The 16,968-nt window shown below is 59.5% G+C and carries 15 protein-coding genes and 1 pseudogene; 10 read left to right on the forward strand and 6 right to left on the reverse strand.

Translation table 11 applies throughout. The features are described from left to right. The first annotated feature begins 2 nt into the window (after positions 1–2). From tauA to JG743_RS34915, 5 genes and pseudogenes are all read left to right on the forward strand, one after another. Positions 3–995 carry a taurine ABC transporter substrate-binding protein gene (tauA, locus tag JG743_RS33230; protein ID WP_199201055.1) on the forward strand — a complete coding sequence of 331 codons (993 nt, stop codon included), beginning with the start codon at positions 3–5 and terminating at the stop codon, positions 993–995. Positions 996–1,059: 64 nt separating this feature from the next. Beyond that, on the forward strand, positions 1,060–1,848 hold the full coding sequence (locus JG743_RS33235) for a taurine ABC transporter ATP-binding protein (protein WP_199201056.1): 789 nt from the start codon (positions 1,060–1,062) through the stop codon (positions 1,846–1,848). After that, the gene (locus JG743_RS33240; protein ID WP_199201057.1) at positions 1,845–2,714 is read left to right on the forward strand and encodes an ABC transporter permease subunit; all 870 of its coding nucleotides are present in this window, start codon (positions 1,845–1,847) and stop codon (positions 2,712–2,714) included. Before JG743_RS33235 ends, JG743_RS33240 begins: the two co-directional genes overlap by 4 nt. A gap of 16 nt (positions 2,715–2,730) precedes the next feature. Further along, the gene (gene hisD, locus JG743_RS33245; RefSeq protein ID WP_199201058.1) at positions 2,731–4,041 is read left to right on the forward strand and encodes a histidinol dehydrogenase; all 1,311 of its coding nucleotides are present in this window, start codon (positions 2,731–2,733) and stop codon (positions 4,039–4,041) included. Between the two features lie 178 nt (positions 4,042–4,219). After that, positions 4,220–4,612, forward strand: a pseudogene (locus JG743_RS34915) (alpha/beta fold hydrolase); the annotation flags it as partial. Between the two features lie 196 nt (positions 4,613–4,808). Here JG743_RS34915 and JG743_RS33250 read toward each other — a convergent pair. Continuing rightward, on the reverse strand, positions 4,809–5,747 hold the full coding sequence (locus tag JG743_RS33250) for a LysR substrate-binding domain-containing protein (RefSeq protein ID WP_199201059.1): 939 nt from the start codon (positions 5,745–5,747) through the stop codon (positions 4,809–4,811). Between the two features lie 100 nt (positions 5,748–5,847). On the opposite strand from JG743_RS33250, the gene JG743_RS33255 reads away from it, so the two are divergent. The 5 genes from JG743_RS33255 to JG743_RS33275 all read left to right on the forward strand — a co-directional run bounded on the left by JG743_RS33255 (position 5,848) and on the right by JG743_RS33275 (position 10,313). Next, complete coding sequence (locus JG743_RS33255; protein ID WP_199201060.1) at positions 5,848–6,843, forward strand: sterol desaturase family protein; 996 nt, start codon at positions 5,848–5,850, stop codon at positions 6,841–6,843. A 2-nt stretch (positions 6,844–6,845) separates the two neighbouring features. Beyond that, positions 6,846–7,640, forward strand: coding sequence for a 3-methyl-2-oxobutanoate hydroxymethyltransferase (locus JG743_RS33260; RefSeq protein WP_199201106.1), 795 nt, complete (start codon positions 6,846–6,848; stop codon positions 7,638–7,640). A 50-nt stretch (positions 7,641–7,690) separates the two neighbouring features. Then, positions 7,691–8,014 (forward strand): 2Fe-2S iron-sulfur cluster-binding protein, encoded by a 324-nt coding sequence (locus JG743_RS33265; RefSeq protein WP_199201061.1) that lies wholly within the window; start codon positions 7,691–7,693, stop codon positions 8,012–8,014. 76 nt (positions 8,015–8,090) lie between these two features. Next, a complete protein-coding gene (locus JG743_RS33270; RefSeq protein WP_199201062.1) occupies positions 8,091–9,296 on the forward strand; it encodes an NAD(P)/FAD-dependent oxidoreductase in 1,206 nt (401 codons plus the stop codon). Positions 9,297–9,647: 351 nt separating this feature from the next. Next, the gene (locus tag JG743_RS33275) at positions 9,648–10,313 is read left to right on the forward strand and encodes a dimethylsulfonioproprionate lyase family protein (protein ID WP_199201063.1); all 666 of its coding nucleotides are present in this window, start codon (positions 9,648–9,650) and stop codon (positions 10,311–10,313) included. Positions 10,314–10,764: 451 nt separating this feature from the next. Here JG743_RS33275 and JG743_RS33280 read toward each other — a convergent pair whose 3' ends face one another. The 5 genes from JG743_RS33280 to JG743_RS33300 are packed head-to-tail and all read right to left on the reverse strand — an operon-like array spanning position 10,765 to position 16,923. Further along, positions 10,765–12,912 (reverse strand): type IV secretory system conjugative DNA transfer family protein, encoded by a 2,148-nt coding sequence (locus JG743_RS33280; protein ID WP_199201064.1) that lies wholly within the window; start codon positions 12,910–12,912, stop codon positions 10,765–10,767. Positions 12,913–12,924: 12 nt separating this feature from the next. Next, positions 12,925–13,950, reverse strand: coding sequence for a P-type DNA transfer ATPase VirB11 (gene virB11, locus JG743_RS33285; protein WP_199201065.1), 1,026 nt, complete (start codon positions 13,948–13,950; stop codon positions 12,925–12,927). Beyond that, a complete protein-coding gene (virB10, locus tag JG743_RS33290; RefSeq protein ID WP_199201066.1) occupies positions 13,947–15,410 on the reverse strand; it encodes a type IV secretion system protein VirB10 in 1,464 nt (487 codons plus the stop codon). The genes virB11 and virB10 overlap by 4 nt, the downstream gene beginning before the upstream one ends. Further along, positions 15,410–16,207 (reverse strand): TrbG/VirB9 family P-type conjugative transfer protein, encoded by a 798-nt coding sequence (locus JG743_RS33295; protein ID WP_199201067.1) that lies wholly within the window; start codon positions 16,205–16,207, stop codon positions 15,410–15,412. The genes virB10 and JG743_RS33295 overlap by 1 nt, the downstream gene beginning before the upstream one ends. Further along, positions 16,204–16,923: a virB8 family protein gene (locus tag JG743_RS33300; RefSeq protein ID WP_199201068.1), complete on the reverse strand. Its 720-nt coding sequence runs from the start codon at positions 16,921–16,923 to the stop codon at positions 16,204–16,206. Before JG743_RS33300 ends, JG743_RS33295 begins: the two co-directional genes overlap by 4 nt. Between the last annotated feature and the right edge of the window lie 45 nt (positions 16,924–16,968).

Raw genomic sequence — 16,968 nt, forward strand, 5'->3', positions numbered from 1 at the left:
AAATGACCACAATGCTCACAAGGGCCATCATAGCGGGGGCCGCCGTTCTGGCATTGTCCTCGACTGCACTTTCGGCAGAAACAGTAGTGATGTCGACATTTGGCGATCCGACGCCGATGAACGCCGCGCGCGCCACGCATGAATTCGAAAAAGCCACCGGCTGGACCATCGAGTGGCGCAAATTTGACTCGGGCGCCGATGTTATCGCGGCGATGGCGTCGGGCGACGTCAAGGTCGGTGAACTAGGCTCGTCCCCCTTGGCAATCGCGACCAGCCAAGGCGTCGATCTGCAGATGTTCATGTTTTCCTACGCCGTCGGCCAGTCGGAAAGTCTGATCGCGCACAACGGATCCGGGATCACCTCGCTTGCGGACCTGAAGGGTAAGCGCGTTGCGGTGCCCGTTGGCTCGACGGCGCATTTCTCTCTGATGGGTGCGATTGCTCATGCCGGGCTGAAGGAAACCGATGTCACCATCATGTCGATGAAGCCCGATCAGATCGCTGCCGCATGGGAACAGGGCACGATCGATGCCGCCTTTATATGGCCTCCGGTTCAAAACGAGATATTGAAAACCGGCACCCGGATCGTCGGCGCGAACCAGACGGCTGAATGGGGATACCCGACCTTCAACGCCTGGGTAGCTAACACCGAATTTGCAACCGCGCACAAGGCTGAACTGGTTGCCTTCGCAAAGGCCATGGATGCGGCGAACATGGCCTACCTCAAGGATCCGTCAGCCTGGACCGCTGACAATGAAAGCGTCAAAGCCATTGCGAATCTGACGGGCGCGGAACCGGCCCAGGTCCCTGAGATCCTGACTGGCTATACCTTCATTCCGCTGAAAGACCAGATGAGTGATAAATGGCTGGGCAACGCCGCCGCAGTAATGAAGGCCACTGCCCAGTTTCTGAAGGCGGCCGGCCGGATCGACAACGTGGCGGATGACTACTCGCGCTTCGTGAACACTTCCATTGCCGAAGAAGCGCTCAAGTGACCTGACAAGGTCCTGCCCGGTTCTTACGCCGGGCAGGATACCGAGATCGCTCGAGGAGGAGCTCATGCGCCTGAATGTCGACAACGTATCCGTGGTCTACCCAGCGGCGGACGGTCGCCCCCCTGTGGCGGCTCTGAGCCAGATCAACCTGACCATCGAGAATGATGAATTCGTCGTCGCACTTGGCGCTTCGGGTTGTGGGAAGTCCACGCTGCTCAATCTCATAGCCGGCTTCTTGTCACCCACATCCGGAAGCCTCAAGCTGGATGACAATCTGGTTTCCGGGCCTGGGGCAGACCGCGCCGTCGTCTTCCAAAAGCATGCACTCCTGCCCTGGCTCAACGTCCTCGACAACGTGGCTTTTGGACTCCAAATCCAAGGTGTCGGGAAGAATGCTCGCTATGAGACAGCCGACAAGTTCGTCGGGCTTCTGGGTCTGGATGGCTTTCAGCAATCTCCTGTCTACAAGCTATCAGGCGGGATGCAGCAGCGTGTCGGTATCGCCCGAGCCCTGACCTGCGACCCAAAGATTCTGCTGATGGATGAACCACTTGGCGCCTTGGATGCCTTGACGCGTGAAAAGGCCCAGGAGCTGATCCTCAACATCTGGAACGATACCAACAAGTCGGTGTTCTTCATCACCCACAGCGTCGAAGAGGCGCTGTTCATGGGGACAAAACTGATCGTGATGTCGCCACGGCCGGGTCGGATCACGCATACTTTCGACTTGCCGTTCTCACGAGAGTTTCTGAACGGAACGCCGGCGCGTCAGGTCAAGGCATCGCGTGAGTTCATTGGCCTTCGGGAAGACGTCCTAAAAATCATCTTTGCCGACGAGGAGCAGGCAGCATGACAGACAGGGCATCTTCACCGCCGCGCGAGGTGGCCGGCCTGATCGCGCGCCTCTCCCGTGCGCGGCCCACCAGGCCGGGCGAGATCTACGGTGTTCCGGGTCAAGGCAATACGCTTTGGCTTTCGGCCTGCTCGATCGCCCTGTTCTTCTTCGTCTGGTGGCTCGTCACGGCCATGGGCTGGGTCAAACCGCTGTTCGTGCCCTCTCCAATGGAGATCGTGGGAAAGTTCATCTTCATATTGAACAATGGCTTTACTGGCACGTCGTTTCTTGACCACGTGACGATATCGACGGTGCGCGTGTTCGGGGCGTTCCTTCTGGCCTGCGCCATCGGTCTGCCGCTCGGGCTTGCAATGGGTATGAGCCCGGTCATGCGCGGCATTTTCGATCCGCCGATCGAATTTTACCGACCGATTCCGCCGCTGGCCTATTTGCCGCTCATGATCATCTGGTTCGGCATCGGCGAGACTTCCAAGATTCTGCTGATCTTCCTGTCGGTTTTTGCCCCGGTGGTTCTAGGTGCCAGATCCGGTGTCAAGTCTGCCGCGATCGAGCAGATCCATGCGGCTTATTCTTTCGGTGCGACCCGCTGGCAGGTAATGCGTTATGTTATCATGCCTTCAGCCATGCCCGAGATCCTGACGGCCATGCGGATCGGCATCGGTTTTGGATGGACGACGCTGGTCGCCGCTGAAATGGTCGCTGCCACCAAGGGTCTTGGCTACATGGTTCTGTCGGCCAGCCAGTTTTTGCAAACGCCCGTCGTGATCATGGGAATCTTCGTGATCGCCATCATTGCCTTCGCCTTCGACCTCTTGATGCGCTTTGTCGAGCGTCGCCTCGTGCCCTGGAAGGGCAGAATGTAATCTGAAAGCTAAAGACATGATTTATCTGAAAAAAGCCGGGCAGACTGCTGAAGCGGGCCACCGTGACGTGCGCGCCATCGTTGAAAAGATGCTTTCCGAAATTGCCACCGGGGGCGAAAGCGTTGCGCGAAGATTTGCGAGTGATCTCGATAAATGGAATGGCGAGATCGTCGTTTCGGTCGAGGAGCGCAGGGCTGCAGCCGCCTTGGTGCCGGAGCGGTTGAAAGCCGATATCCGTTTTGCCCACGACAACGTGCGCCGCTTTGCCGAAGCCCAGCTCGCGACGGCGACCGATTTTGCTGTCGAGATATTGCCGGGCCTCATGGCCGGACAAAGGCAGATTCCGGTATCGGCGGCCGGGTGTTATGTGCCCGGCGGGCGTTACAGCCACGTCGCCAGCGCGATCATGACTATTACCACGGCCAAGGTCGCCGGTGTTCGGCATATCGCCGCATGCTCCCCGCCGCGTCCGGGGATCGGAATTCCACCGGCTATCATCTACACGATGGATTTATGCGGCGCCGATGCCATCCTGAACATGGGCGGCGTTCAGGGTATCGCCTCCATCGCAAACGGCCTGTTCGGTTTGCCAAAGGCCGACATCCTTGTCGGCCCGGGCAACCAGTATGTCGCCGAGGCCAAGCGTATTCTCTATGGGCAGGTTGGCATCGACATGTTTGCCGGCCCGACCGACAGCATGGTCATCGCCGACGGCCGTGCGGACGCGGAGTTGGTCGCTGCCGATCTGGTTGGGCAGGCCGAGCACGGTTATAATTCACCGGTCTGGCTGGTGACCTCGGACGCAGACCTGGCTGCACGCGTGATGGCGCGGGTGCCGGTACTGATCGAAACGCTGCCCCATCTCAACCGCGACAGTGCCCGCGCCGCCTGGACCGATTTTGCGGAGGTAATTCTTTGTGATGACGCCGAGGAAATGGCTGATGTCGCGGATCAGTTCGCGCCCGAGCATCTCCATGTTCAGGCTGACGATCTTGACTGGTGGTTGCAGCGCCTGCGGTCCTACGGATCGCTGTTCCTGGGCGAAGAGACCACGGTGGCCTTCGGCGACAAGACCTCCGGCCCGAACCACGTGCTTCCGACCTCCGGGTCGGCGCGCTATACCGGCGGCCTTTCAGTGCACAAATTCATGAAAACAGTGACCTGGCAGAGGGCGACACGCGCTGCCGCCCGGCCACTGGCAGAGGCGACGGCCCGGATTTCGCGCCTTGAGGGTATGGAAGGCCATGCCCGGTCCGCCGACATCCGGCTAGCCAAGTATTTCCCTGAGGACGTCTTTGACCTGACTGCCGGAGATGTTTCGTCCTGATCTGGCCAGCGCCTCCCAAGCGTGGCGTTAAAGGGGCGATTTTTATTTCGACCTCGGTTGGCCGGGCGTATCCGGAGGAGAATTTCGGCGCTCCCGGGCATCGTTACCCCAGCTTTCAACTTGGCGAGAAGCTGCAAAAAGTCCCGTTCCTCGACTGGAAAGGCTTAAGACCCCGAAGATGTCGTTTTTGTCGTATCGAAGGCAAGGCAAAGGGCCTGCGCTTGTCCTTGTGCATGGGTTTCTTGGTGGTAGTTCGATCTGGTCGTCGCAACTGGAGGAGTCCAGCGCAACGCGCGACGTCATCTGCCCTGATTTGGCAGGGTTTGGTGATAGCGCCTCGCTGGCCGCACCGGACACGATCGAAGGCCACGCAAAGAACGTGCTTAAACTCCTAAGTTGCCTAGACATACCGGAATTCGACCTTTTGGGTCATTCGATGGGAGGAATGATCGTTCAGGAAATGGCGCGGCTTGCCCCGAAACGCATACGCAATTTGATCCTTTACGGGACAGGCCCTCAAGGCGTTTTGCCAGGTCGATTTGAAACCATCGCGCAATCTCGCGTCCGTTTTTTGGACGAGGGACCGGCTAACACGGCATCGAGGATCGCCGCGACATGGTTTCTGCACGGCGAAATGGCGGAGGGATTCGAGCTATGCCAGTCGTTGGGCAGTAGGGTTAGCTTGCAAGCGATCCTTGTATCTGGCAGGAAAGTTGCCTCGAATTCGACTCGGGTCATCTTCGCTATTGGGCAACTCCTTCGCTCTCCTACTGGGCTGCGCCAGCGTCGGACACGACGTGCGCGCTGCCATCGGATGACGCAAAGTAGATTTGGCAAGCATCAGAAAAGGCCTGCACGGCGCGTCGGCGGGGACCAGGTACATGTCCCAACGACAAAGTCAGACCACTCGTTAATCCGGTGATGGGGATGCAAGCAGTACCGCTACCGCCATAGCTCACGCTGGTGGCGGGACGCATGTTCAGCAATGCACAGCCTAGCCCCACGCCCACCAAGGATCTTACCATTTCAGTCGAGTTTGCTGTTGCAACGACATTAAACCTTCTGCCGCTGCTCTCCAGGAGTTCGAGATAATGCGTTTTCGCGACCGGACGGTCCAAAATGATCAAAGGTTCAACCGCAAGTTTTTCGAGTTCGACCGTTCGCTGTGCGGCAAAGGGATGCTGATCCGAGCACAGGCAGTAACTGGGCGCATGGATCAGGGGCTCGACGACGATCTGCGCCGCAGGCAAGTCTGCCACGAACACGATGACGTCGAAACTGCCATCGAGGAGGCCCAACTGCACTTGAGTGTTATCGCACTCTTCAAAGGACAGGGTCAGGCCAGGATTTGCCGTCATGAGCGGCGCGACAATTCTCGGCAGGAAGGCAGGTGCGATTGGCGCGTAGTAGCCGATCTTTAGCATGCCAGAGAGACTCGATCTCAGGTCGACGCCATCTGCAAGCATCGACTCATAGCGTTCCAGAAGATCCTCAATCCTGCGCAGCACAACACGCCCGCTGGATGTGGGTGAGATGCCCTTGGCGCGGGCCCTCGTCACGAGGGCCATGCCAAAGGCCGTTTCGGCCTGATCAAGGGCCGCTGACACAGCGGAGGCCGCAACGTTCATTTCGTCCGCCGCAGCCGAAATGTTGCCCAGCCGCATGGCCGCGCGGACATAACGCATAGCGCGTAGCGAAAGGTCCATTCTCATCCTCTGAATTTCCGAGGTTAATCTATTAATAATAGTATTTTTCGAGGAGCGTGTCCTGTGGCAAATTGCGAAATAACATACTCGGGAGTTCGCGATGACTGTTTCTCACAACGACCCGCCGGCCTTGCCCGGCTGGAACTACACACCGAAGGTGCCATTAGCAGTTTCTCCGCTGTTTCAATGGCCCCTGCGGCCGCTGGCGATTCTGCGCTGGGTTTGGGACAGCTGGTTCCTCCTTTCCGAACGGCTGATCATCGTCGGCATTGCTTTCGCGACCTTCATCTGGACGCAGCCGTCGCTGGAAGTCACGAAACATCTAGAGCCTGCTTGGATCGCGCAGATCTGGCTGCGTAACATCGTGCTTTTGACGGTTGTGGCCGGTGGCCTGCATATCTATTTCTACCGCTGGAACGCTCAGGGTAAGAAGCTGAGGTACGACGCTCGTCCCCTGATGGTGAACGGCAAGCAATTCACCCTGGGTGGCCAGATACGTGACAACGTATTCTGGTCGTTGGCCAGCGGCGTCACCGTTTGGACTTTTTACGAGGTCGTTATGTTCTGGGCGATGGCCAACGGCTGGGCGCCGGTTATGACTTGGGATCAGAGCCCTGTCTGGTTCGTCGCGCTCTTCTTGCTCGTGCCGATGTGGGAGAGCTTCTATTTCTACTGGATTCACCGCGCGCTGCATTGGCCACCACTCTACAAGCGTGTCCATTCGCTCCACCACCGGAACATCAATGTCGGACCTTGGTCGGGCAATTCAATGCATCCGGTTGAGCACATCATCTACTATGGGTCTGTCCTGATCCACTTCATCGTTCCGGCCAACCCGGTCCACATTCTGTACCACCTGCAGTATTATCTGCTGACCGCAGCCACGACGCATGCCGGCTTCGAAGGTCTTGTCGTGAGGGACCGTAACCGGCTGAAGCTCGGCACTTTTCACCATCAGATGCACCACCGCTACTTCGAGTGCAATTATGGCGGCTTGGAAGTTCCCTGGGATCTAGTGTTCGGGTCGTTTCACGACGGTACACTTGAAGCCAACGAGCGGATGAAGGAACGCCGCAAGCGGATCATGGGGTCGTGACAATGCATGGTCTGGCCGTACGCGACCTTAAGGCATTGAAGGGGATCCGGCAGATCGCCTTCGTCCAGGTAGCGCGCGAGGAGGAGGCGATTGCTGCCGCCGAGGCCGGGATCGACATGATCGGGACAGGCTTCCTTGCGGAAACCCGCCACTTTGCGCAGTTGGTGCCACAAACACACTTCCAGTTTGGCTTGAAATGGGGCCGGCACGCCTGTGCCACCGAGGCACTGCGCGAGGCAATGGAGGCGATGCAGTGCGGCGCGCAATCAATCTACTGTGCGATGAGCCCGAGCGTGATCGAAGTGCTGGCGCGCGAGGGTGTACCCGTCATCGCGCATGTGGGGCTGGTGCCGCCCAAGGCCACCTGGACAGGGGGTTTCCGCGCAGTGGGAAAAACGGCTGAACAGGCGCTAAAGCTGTGGCAGCAGGTTCGGGAGTTTGAAAACGCCGGGGCCTTCGCCGTCGAGATCGAGGTGATCCCGGCAAATCTCGCTGCCGAGATCACGCGGCGCACAAGTCTGCTCACAATCTCGCTTGGTTCGGGCGCGGACTGCGATGCGCAATACCTGTTTTCTGCGGATCTTCTGGGAGAAAACCACGGCCACTTTCCTCGCCACGCCAAAGCCTATCGAAACTTCGCCGCCGAGCGCGACCGGCTGCAGGCCGAACGCGTGGCAGCTTATCGCGAATATGTGGCGGACATTCGAAGCGGTGCTTTCCCCGAAGCCCGCCATCTTGTCGCAATGAATGAAGTGGAATTCGGCAGCTTCATCGAAGCCCTTCAAACACAAGCGTAACAAATCGGGAGGGACGAGACATGGCGCAAGAAGCAACGGAGGGCCAAAGAATGGCTAGGATCACTTATATTGAATACGGCGGCAAGGCGCGCACCATAGACGTCCCGAATGGTCAAACCGTGATGGAAGGGGCGCGCGACAACGGCGTCGTCGGGATCGAGGCAGAATGCGGCGGCGCGTGTGCCTGTTCGACCTGTCATGTCTATGTCGATCCGGCTTGGATCGAGAAACTTCCCGCGAAGAATGCGCTGGAACACGACATGCTGGATTTTGCCCATGACCCCGACCCGGCGCGTTCGCGGCTGACCTGCCAGATCAGGGTCGACCATGCTCTGGACGGGCTGATCGTGCACATGCCCGAAAAGCAGATCTGATTGGCCAGGTGTTTCGTGGGCCATGAAAGGTTCATGCCGTGACGCAGGATACTGATATCACCACTAGGAACTTGCCATGAGCGGGATCATTATCGTTGGCGCGGGGCAGGCCGGAGCGTCGCTGGCAACAAAGCTGCGCATGCTCGGATATGACGGGGCGATCACGATGATCGGCGAAGAGCCGGCACCGCCCTATCAGCGTCCACCGCTTTCGAAAGGCTATCTTCTAGGCGATATGAGGCTAGAACGGCTCTGTCTTCGGTCGGTCGCGTTCTGGGAGGAGCAGAAGGTCACGCTGCGCCTCGGTGCCCCAGTCACCGCGCTTGACCGTATCGCAAAGTCCGTGCGGGTCGGCAGCGAAATCATTCCCTATGGCAAGCTCGCGCTGACCACCGGTTCACGCCCCCGTCGCCTGCCTGCGGCAAGCGGCGGCGAACTTGACGGCGTCTACACCGTACGCACGATTGCAGATGTCGATGCGATGGCACCCGAGTTCCAGAAGGGCCGCCGGCTTCTCATTGTCGGCGGCGGCTATGTCGGGCTTGAGGTGGCGGCGGTGAGCGCGAATTTCGGGCTTCAGGTCACGCTGATCGAGATGGCGCCGCGCATCCTGCAACGCGTGGCCTCGCCCGCAACCTCGGATTATGTCCGCAAGCTTCATACCAATCATGGCGTGAAGATCCTCGAGAACACCGGACTTGATCGGCTGACTGGCAACGGTCGTGTGTCCGGCGCGATCCTATCGGACGGGGTCGAAATCGCGGTCGACTTTGTTGTCGCCGGCGTCGGCATCACGCCGACGGTGCTGCTGGCCGAAGAGGCCGGGCTCGATATCGAGAACGGCATCCGCACCGACGATTTTGGTCAAACATCCGATTCCTCTATCTGGGCGGCTGGTGATTGCGCGTCCTTTCCATACAAAGGTGCGCGAATCCGGCTTGAAAGCGTCGGCAACGCCATCGACCAGGCTGAAGTCGTGGCCGAAAACATGCTCGGCGCCAGCAAGTCCTACGAAGCGAAAGCATGGTTCTGGTCGGACCAATACGACGTGAAGCTCCAGATCGCCGGGCTTAGCAGCGGCTATGATCACGTCGTCACCCGGGGCGACGGCGATGCGGTCAGCTTCTGGTATTACGCTGGCGACAAGCTTCTGGCCATTGATGCGATCAACGACGCACGCGCCTACATGGTTGGCAAACGGCTTATCGAGATGGGCAAGTCTCCGGATCCAGTTGTGATCGTCAACCCCGCCGCCGACATTCGTATGCTACTGAAATCATAGACACCGTTGAAGTTAGGCGGCGCATTTGGACAAAGCTGATCGATGAACCGATGGCTGAAACGGGCACACGTAATGAGTTCACCCGCGCCACGCATGACCGCTCTAATGAAGCGGGCGCCCTTTATGCTCTGGAAGCGGGCAAAATGACGAGTTGCAAAGTCATCGAGGGCGATGCGGGGTCGCGCTTTGCGTTGCCGGGAATTGGGTGCCGCCGTTGGGATTGAAGCATTTCAACAGTTGTGTTGTGAGGCCGCGAGGTTTGCTCGCCGCGCCTATCGTGGCGTGGCTGACCTCGTCCGCCAGAGGCTGCCACGCTGAATTGAACCCCTGGATGCGGGATTGGATCAACCTATGAAAAGTGTCGCCGAAAAAGCCTTGCATAATGTCGTTGATGAGATAGATCGCTATCTGGGGCGGCTAGATGGGCCCGGCGTAGCGGATGTCCGCGCCGGGATAATGCGATGGGGGCAAGGTTCCATCCGCCCTGCATCCCCACAGCACCTGTCGACCAATAAGCGCATGTCGGAGGCACTCGCCCTGCTCAGGGCCGATGGTGAAGTGGCCTTCGCTCTGGCCCTGGAAGCGGTCGATCCTTACCTTCGCTGGGTTGCGTACGACTACTATCCCCGCTCCGAGATCGGCGAAGCATTTGCCGGAGGTCACGCCTTCGCCTCTTTAATAGGCGAAAGGGGCTCCATCATGGGAGCCGATTACGACCTCGGCCTATTCCTCATCGAACCTGGTGTACTTTATCGTGATCATCGTCATGCAGCGCCTGAGCTGTACGCTCCATTAACCGGTCCGCATGGCTGGCGTTTCGCGCCGCTCGAGCCGCTATCTTGGAAGCCTGCGCATCAGCCAATCTGGAATGAAGCCCACCAGCACCATGCCATTCGTGTTGGCAATGTGCCATTTCTCTGCATCTTTGGATGGACGAGCGATGTCAACGAGATCGCCACGGTTATTCGCTCTGACGACTGGGTAGAACTGGAAGAAACCGTCTTGTCATCAACTTAGTGAGATCGGAGTCCCCGTTCATGTCAGTGCGCGCTTTACCTACGGCCTGAGCGCGGAGCAGTAATCGCGCACTCGGTGAGTGCACCGCTACGCATAAAGCATTAAGTGCAGAGTCCGGGTTCGTGTGGGCGGCGGCCATCCGGGCAACAACGCCCCCAAAGCTTTGGGCGAATGCTAGCCATTCGCACGAGCGCTTCGTCAGCCTCACAATATTCTGCGGCTGACGTTGTTTTAGCGGTCGCATTTGGTTTTGCGGGCTGCGGCCCCTGCTTTGGCGAACCTGAAGAATCTTCTAAACAACAGCCTCCCGACGAATGGCGGGAGCGCGTTGGTCAAGCCCCGCGCCGGCGGGAATCCTCGACACCGCTTTACGCGGCGGCTGGCGGATCAAATGCGGCCTGTTACGGTTGGGCGAGAGGCTCGCTGTCGGCGATCGTCGTACATTGCTAGGCTAATCGACTAGATCAGGCAAAGCTTCTTCGACGATGCTCAGATTTCGATCGAAAGTCTCGGTGTCGGATACGTTGACGCGCAGAGAACGCACCTTGTTCAGGATGGCCGCAACCGCCGCTTCCTTGTCGGCCGCTATGCGTGTTGTCACCGCTTTGGCCGCCAAAGCGGTGAAATCTATGGCGGCATAGACTGGTACGGCTGCAGCGTCTGTTGCTTTCAGCCGGTCTTTCACGAATGCGCGCCGGCCCGGAGGCGGAGCTATACGGCCTGCCTTTGCGGCAAATGTCGCGCCGCGCCGCAGCCGGGTCTGCACAAGGCCTGAGCGGTACCTGGGTGCTTTCGGCACAATCGTCGGGAGCGCAGGAGATGGAACCGCCGCGGAAGTGTCCAATGCAGGGCTTTTCGTGCGCGAAGCGTCGATAGAGGCGGGCAGGGGCATGGACGCGCGTTTGGCTAGCTGGCCGTCGGCGAAATAGAAATTGCGGGTGCCGAGGATCGGCAGTTCCCCACGCGGCAATATGATCACCTTGTTCTTGTCGAGCGTGCGGATTTCATCTGGCCGCATCAAGGGCCGCCGCACTTCCTTGCTGTGCTCCGAGCGCGTGTAATAAGTGTCGAACAACGTTGCCTTGGTGCGCGTCACGTCTTTTTGCACGTCCGACGTTTCGCCGAGCTGCTCGGAAACGTAGCGCAGATCGTCAGCGTCCTGCGCACCGAAAAAGATCTGCACGCGAGCAGCGTTGATGAGCGTCTTGCGCCCTTCCTGGCGATAGATCTCGTCTACGGCCTTCAGCGACTGCACGAAAAACCACATGGAAACGCCGTTGCCGCCGAGCACGCTCGCCATTTCGGTCACGTTCTCGAGCTTGCCGAGGTTCTGGAACTCGTCGAGGAGCACAAGCACCGGGTGCTCGTCCGGACGCGGCATGGTTTCCGACATGAAGTTCATCATTTGCGTAATCAGGACGTTGAACAATGGCCCGAGCGAGGTGATCTGCTCACGCCGCACGTCGAGATAAACAGAGATCCGGTCGCGTTTGAGATTGCGAATATCGAACGTGCTTCGCGACGTGGCCCGCATCAGGCGCTCGTTGAGAAACGGGGCCATGGCGGTGCGAACGCCGGCGTAGATTCCGGAAAACTGCCGCTCAGACATCTCGAAATACGGCAACAGGGTTTGCAGCGTAAAATGCGAACATTCGCGGCGGCGTTCCTCGCGCAGCGAGCCAATGAACTCCAGGAGCGGCTGCTCGGTGCCGTTCATGATCTCGAGAATTGTGGCGAAGGTCTTCCTCTCGTTCGGGATCGTAGGCGATTCCATGACGAAGGACGCGATCCCGGTAAAAAGCAGGCGGGCATCGTTGACCCAATAGGGATCCGCGTTCGAAGGGGGGCGCGGAAACAGTGCCGCAGCGATGTTGCGAAGGTCGATGTCGCGCTGTGCTGGGTCCAGCGAGATGAAGTCCATCGGGTTATAGCATGCGGTATTGCCGTCCGGATCAGCCGGCGCGAAACGCACCACGCGGCTCATGGTCGAACGGTAACCAGCAGTGGCCGCATAGGTCTCGCCGCGCAAGTCGAGAACCACGAGCGAGTGCGGCCAGGTCAAGGCGTTCGGGATTATGAGAGCCGTGCCCTTACCGGAGCGCGGCGGGCCTATGACGAAGCCGCCGACATCATCGCCATCAATCCATAATTTCTTGCCACCGACCAGCTTGCGCTGGGTCAAGCGGATCTTGCCGGAGCGCTGATCGCGGCTGGGCGACAGAATTTCGGCAAGCCTGCCGCCGGCTCGACCGACGAAAACGCCGCCAACTTTCGTCAGGCCGGTTTTTGATACGTCGCTCATCGTCATGAAGCGCGAGTCATTGCGCTTTCTCGGACGCATGAGAAACAAGCTGACCAGTGGCAACAGAAACCCTAATGCTCCTGCCGTAACGGCGTATTGTACCCGGTCAAAATTCCTCGCCATCGTGTCCGCCCAGGCCTGACGAACAACCGGTAAGGGATTGGCGTTCAGCTGGTCGAACAGGACGTGGGCGCCAGTGCGATACCAATCAGTCGCGGCATAGGCGACCGTGAACAGCAGTGCGCCCAGGGCCAGCGCCATGAGCACCATGAAAATTGCTGTTGCGATTTTCTGCATGGATGGGCCTCGCTAGATCGTCTCCGCCTTGGTGAACTTGATCTCGCTGATGCCGCGGCGGCCGCCTTCGGTGCGGACCATCTGGACGACCACTGGAATGACCTCTCGCAGATAGTCGAGGATTTCACTGCGTGAGAGGCCCGTACTGCCCTGCATGACCATGAGCGTCAGCCGCTCATAGGCGGACCGGGCGGAATTGGCATGAACGGTCGTGAGCGAACCAGGATGGCCGGTGTTGATGGCCTGCAGAAATGCGAAGGTTTCAGCGCCGCGCAATTCGCCCAACAACAGACGGTCGGGTCGCATGCGAAGCGAGGCTTCGAGAAGCTGTTGCGCGGAGACTTTGGCAAGGCCCTGGTCGCCCTTCGAGGCTATCAGGGTGACGTTGTTGGGAGCCGGCAGCCTCAGTTCGCGGGTGTCTTCGATCGTGATGATCCGTTCATGAGCCGGAATCTCCTTCAGGAGTGCATTCAAGAACGTTGTCTTGCCGGTCGACGTGCCGCCTGAAACGACGATCGAGATGCGGTTGCGCACCGCATAACGCAGGAAGTCCATCGGCGATGTGTCGTGCAGCATTTCGACAAGTCGCTTTTCTTCGCTTGAAAGCGCCAGGCCGCTGCCCATCGTCGTGCTTTCGAATGCACCGAGATCGTTGTAGGCATCAAGGCTCATATCCATGATGACCTGCTTGCGGATCGATATCGCCCCGCCTTCGGGAGCCGCCGGCGGCAAGATGCATTGGATGCGCTCACCCGAGGGTAGAGCGGCCGAAAGGACCGGCTTTTCTTCGTTGATGACCTGATTTGTCGCCGAGGCGACGCCAGTCGATATGTTGCGAATCCAGCCGGGCGTGATCTCGCGCTTGACGACGTGCTCCATTTCCTTCGCGCCGAGGCGTTCGATGAACAGTTCACCCGGCCTGTTGATCGCAATCTCGGAAACCGAGTCTTCGTTCAAATAGGAGCATATCGGTTCCAGATGAGCGCGCAGGACCGGGGCTCTTGCCCAAGGGTCGGGGAGGGGATGCACGGCGTTCATTTCACCGGGCTCCCATAGCCGGGATAGAAATGATCCTTCGGCGTCGGGTAAAGGGGCGTCGGATCGATCGCTGTCTTCGGCCGACCACCTGCCTTCAGGCGCACGACTTCTTCCTGAATGGGATCAGCGTACAAATCCGAAAAATCGAGATCTCGCCGCACCAGCACGACGATCGATGTGCCCTGGTCGACGTAGACTGTCGGGCCAATGTTCTGCGTGTCGCGAAACGCCTCTTGCGCAAGTTGCTGCAGGGCGGTTGATGACTTGTCGAACGCGATGCTGCGGGCGTCGCGCTGCGAGCCATTGCCACCATACGTTACGGTCGTGGTCTCACCGGTTACGGGATCAACCGTCGACACCTGGCGCTGTTGTCCATCCTGGCTGCGATCGCCAAGCGAGGACAGATATTCAGAGACGCCGCCAACAACGGAAAGCATGATGGCGTTGCCGTACCGTTCAACCCAGTGCGTATCGACACGTCCGCCCATGCCGCCGCGGCCGAGCGCATCTGCCCCCGGCGACTTGATATCGACGGAAATGCCGTCCGAGCGAATGACCCTGTTCCAGACGATGAAGACACGCTTCTGACCGCGCGCAAGCCCGGAGCGATATTCCCCGGTTAGCCGCGAGCCCTTCGGGATGAGGATCCGCCTGCCGTCGAGCGAGAAGACATCCTCACGCACGACTGCACGTACGGCGCCGGGAAGGTCAGTGTTAACAGCGGTTTCCAAATAGCCGCGAAGGATCGTTCCTTCAGGGATCAAGGCATCGGTGCGTCGGAAGGCCCTGGCTTTGACGATACCGGAAGAACTTGCCTCAGACTGCGCCAGGAATGCCTTGTTGGGGTCAGTGTCGGCGCCGGGCACCGGAACGATCTGACCGTCGGGCGCGATTTCGACCTGTGCCGCCTGGGCGCCCGCATTCGTCGATCCGTTTTCATCATTCGTCACCATCTGGTTCGACCGCAGGCGCTCCCATACGGCCTTTTCATGCTCGGCGGCCTCAGCCTTGCGGCGAGCCTCGTCCTCAGCCGCGGCCTTACGTCGGGCCTCTTCCTCTTCGGCCTTGCGGCGAGCCTCCTCGGCCGCCATTTGCGCCTCGAGCGCGCGTCGCTGTGCATCGAGATCCGCGCCCTCCTGCACGGTCTGATCGACATTGTCTGCCTGCTGCGTGCCACTCTGGTCGGCGGCCGGCGGCGGAACCACGATCTGGTCGATCGTGCCGTCGGCAGGTTGAGGCGGCTCGTTCAACGCCGGGGGGCGAAACTCCGGCGGGTTGAAGTTTTCCTCGCCATCGCTGCGGAGATCACGCGACACCGGCTCCCGGGGCCAGTTCAGCCATATCAGCGCGCCTACGAGCACCACGCCGAGGCCGACCAGGGCGATCTTGGTACCCACGCCCGCGCCGCGGCGCGCGACCGTCGGGCTGCCGTCTAGCTGGTTATAGTCGATCTGGGTCATCACCGCCCTCCGCTCGATCCGAACAGCGTGGAACCGTGTGTCAGTTTCGTAGGACCGTAGACCTGCTCGACTGGATCGATAGCGTTGGGTCGCGCCCGGTTGTAGAGGCAGAGCGTCTTGCCATCGGCCCGCAGGGTGAATTGCCGTGCGACCTTGTCGACGACGGTGTATTTGCCCTGTGTGCGAACGTTGACCAGCGACTCCTGACGCTTGTCGTCGACAACGAAAATCGCCGGAATGTCGCCCTTGAATTCCAGAAACACCTTGGTGCCGTCGTCGAACACGGTGCGCGGCTTCAAGCTGTCGTCGCCCTTGTAGGCATAATCGTAGTTGAGATCGGCATAGTTCAGGTCCTTCAAGTCGGGATCGGCGGCGCTCTCCTTGGCCTGTGCGAGCAGCCGCGCGTTGATATCCTCGTCCGGGTATTTGAACCGAACCTGGAAGGATGCCCGATCCCGGTCATTGTCAGTCGCCTGCAGCAGCAGGGAATAGACGCGCCGGTTGGTGACGACGTTGACGTTGGTCCAAGCATCGCGCTCCAGCGGCTTGACGAACAGAAATCGCGATCCGCGTTTGGGGATGATCGACCAGCCCTTCGTGTCGCCGGCGGAGACGGTTTCGATGACTTCGGTCGGACTGAGCTCGACCATGGTTGAAATGCCAAGAGCTGCACGCACCGACGTCACGTCGTCATTGTTGAAGGTGACATATCGGATGCGGCCGTCGCGCGCGGCCGCGCCGTGGATCGTGCCGAGCATAAGGGCGGCTGACAGGGCGAGGCCCGCGCGCCATCTCATTGCAGGCTCCCCGCGGCCGGCGCCGATTCCTGGTCGCGGCGGTAATCCGTAACCTGAAATCCCAACGGGTTGTCGAAACGCCATTCGTTCTTGAGTGGCGTCGAGGTGTAGCGGAATTTTATCACGGCCACCCAATTGCCGGTTGTCGACGAATTGTCCCGCCGCGTCGTCGTGGCAAAGCGTACCGAGGCGGTGTTGCGATTGAGCAGGGAAACGGACTTGATCTCGACCGCGACGGTGACATTGCGGCCATAGGTCTTGTCCAGAGATTGCGGATTTGCGGGCGTGAAAGCCCAAGTCAAATCCTTGGACGCCGCGTCGGTGGAGTAGAGCTGCGCCAGGTCGTAATTCTGTTTCAGTTCACGAGAATCGTACGTTTCGCGGGCCCTGATGTAACGCACCAGATTGGCCGCCGTGACGGCTTCGTTTTGGGACAAATCCCCAGGCTTCAAAGCGCGCATGATCTCGAGGTAGCCCGTCGATTTGTCGACCTCGACAACGTACGGCTCGAACTGCCGGAGCGGCAGGATCAGCACGAGCGCCAGCAGCGACAGCACCGCCACCAGTCCGGAAACGCCGCTGACGATCCATGCCAATGTCCGCGATCGCCGCATTGACCTGTGCGTGTCGTCTTCCCAGGTCGCGCCTGCCCTGTAGTAGCGCTTGTCGACGAGTACGCCGCTGACGCCAGCTGCAGTTTCCGATGGTGTTGACACTTTCCTATTGCCTCGTTTGCGCGACGCAATCCTTATCCAGGGCCG

This window comes from Mesorhizobium sp. 131-2-1 (assembly GCF_016756535.1).
In the GTDB taxonomy this organism is placed as follows: domain Bacteria; phylum Pseudomonadota; class Alphaproteobacteria; order Rhizobiales; family Rhizobiaceae; genus Mesorhizobium.

Coding starts and splice junctions, on each gene's coding strand:
- tauA (WP_199201055.1), top strand. CDS start 3: ATGACCACAATGCTCACAAGGGCCATCATAGCGGGGGCCGCCGTTCTG.
- JG743_RS33235 (WP_199201056.1), top strand. CDS start 1,060: ATGCGCCTGAATGTCGACAACGTATCCGTGGTCTACCCAGCGGCGGAC.
- JG743_RS33240 (WP_199201057.1), top strand. CDS start 1,845: ATGACAGACAGGGCATCTTCACCGCCGCGCGAGGTGGCCGGCCTGATC.
- hisD (WP_199201058.1), top strand. CDS start 2,731: ATGATTTATCTGAAAAAAGCCGGGCAGACTGCTGAAGCGGGCCACCGT.
- JG743_RS33250 (WP_199201059.1), bottom strand. CDS start 5,747: ATGGACCTTTCGCTACGCGCTATGCGTTATGTCCGCGCGGCCATGCGG.
- JG743_RS33255 (WP_199201060.1), top strand. CDS start 5,848: ATGACTGTTTCTCACAACGACCCGCCGGCCTTGCCCGGCTGGAACTAC.
- JG743_RS33260 (WP_199201106.1), top strand. CDS start 6,846: ATGCATGGTCTGGCCGTACGCGACCTTAAGGCATTGAAGGGGATCCGG.
- JG743_RS33265 (WP_199201061.1), top strand. CDS start 7,691: ATGGCTAGGATCACTTATATTGAATACGGCGGCAAGGCGCGCACCATA.
- JG743_RS33270 (WP_199201062.1), top strand. CDS start 8,091: ATGAGCGGGATCATTATCGTTGGCGCGGGGCAGGCCGGAGCGTCGCTG.
- JG743_RS33275 (WP_199201063.1), top strand. CDS start 9,648: ATGAAAAGTGTCGCCGAAAAAGCCTTGCATAATGTCGTTGATGAGATA.
- JG743_RS33280 (WP_199201064.1), bottom strand. CDS start 12,912: ATGCAGAAAATCGCAACAGCAATTTTCATGGTGCTCATGGCGCTGGCC.
- virB11 (WP_199201065.1), bottom strand. CDS start 13,950: ATGAACGCCGTGCATCCCCTCCCCGACCCTTGGGCAAGAGCCCCGGTC.
- virB10 (WP_199201066.1), bottom strand. CDS start 15,410: ATGACCCAGATCGACTATAACCAGCTAGACGGCAGCCCGACGGTCGCG.
- JG743_RS33295 (WP_199201067.1), bottom strand. CDS start 16,207: ATGAGATGGCGCGCGGGCCTCGCCCTGTCAGCCGCCCTTATGCTCGGC.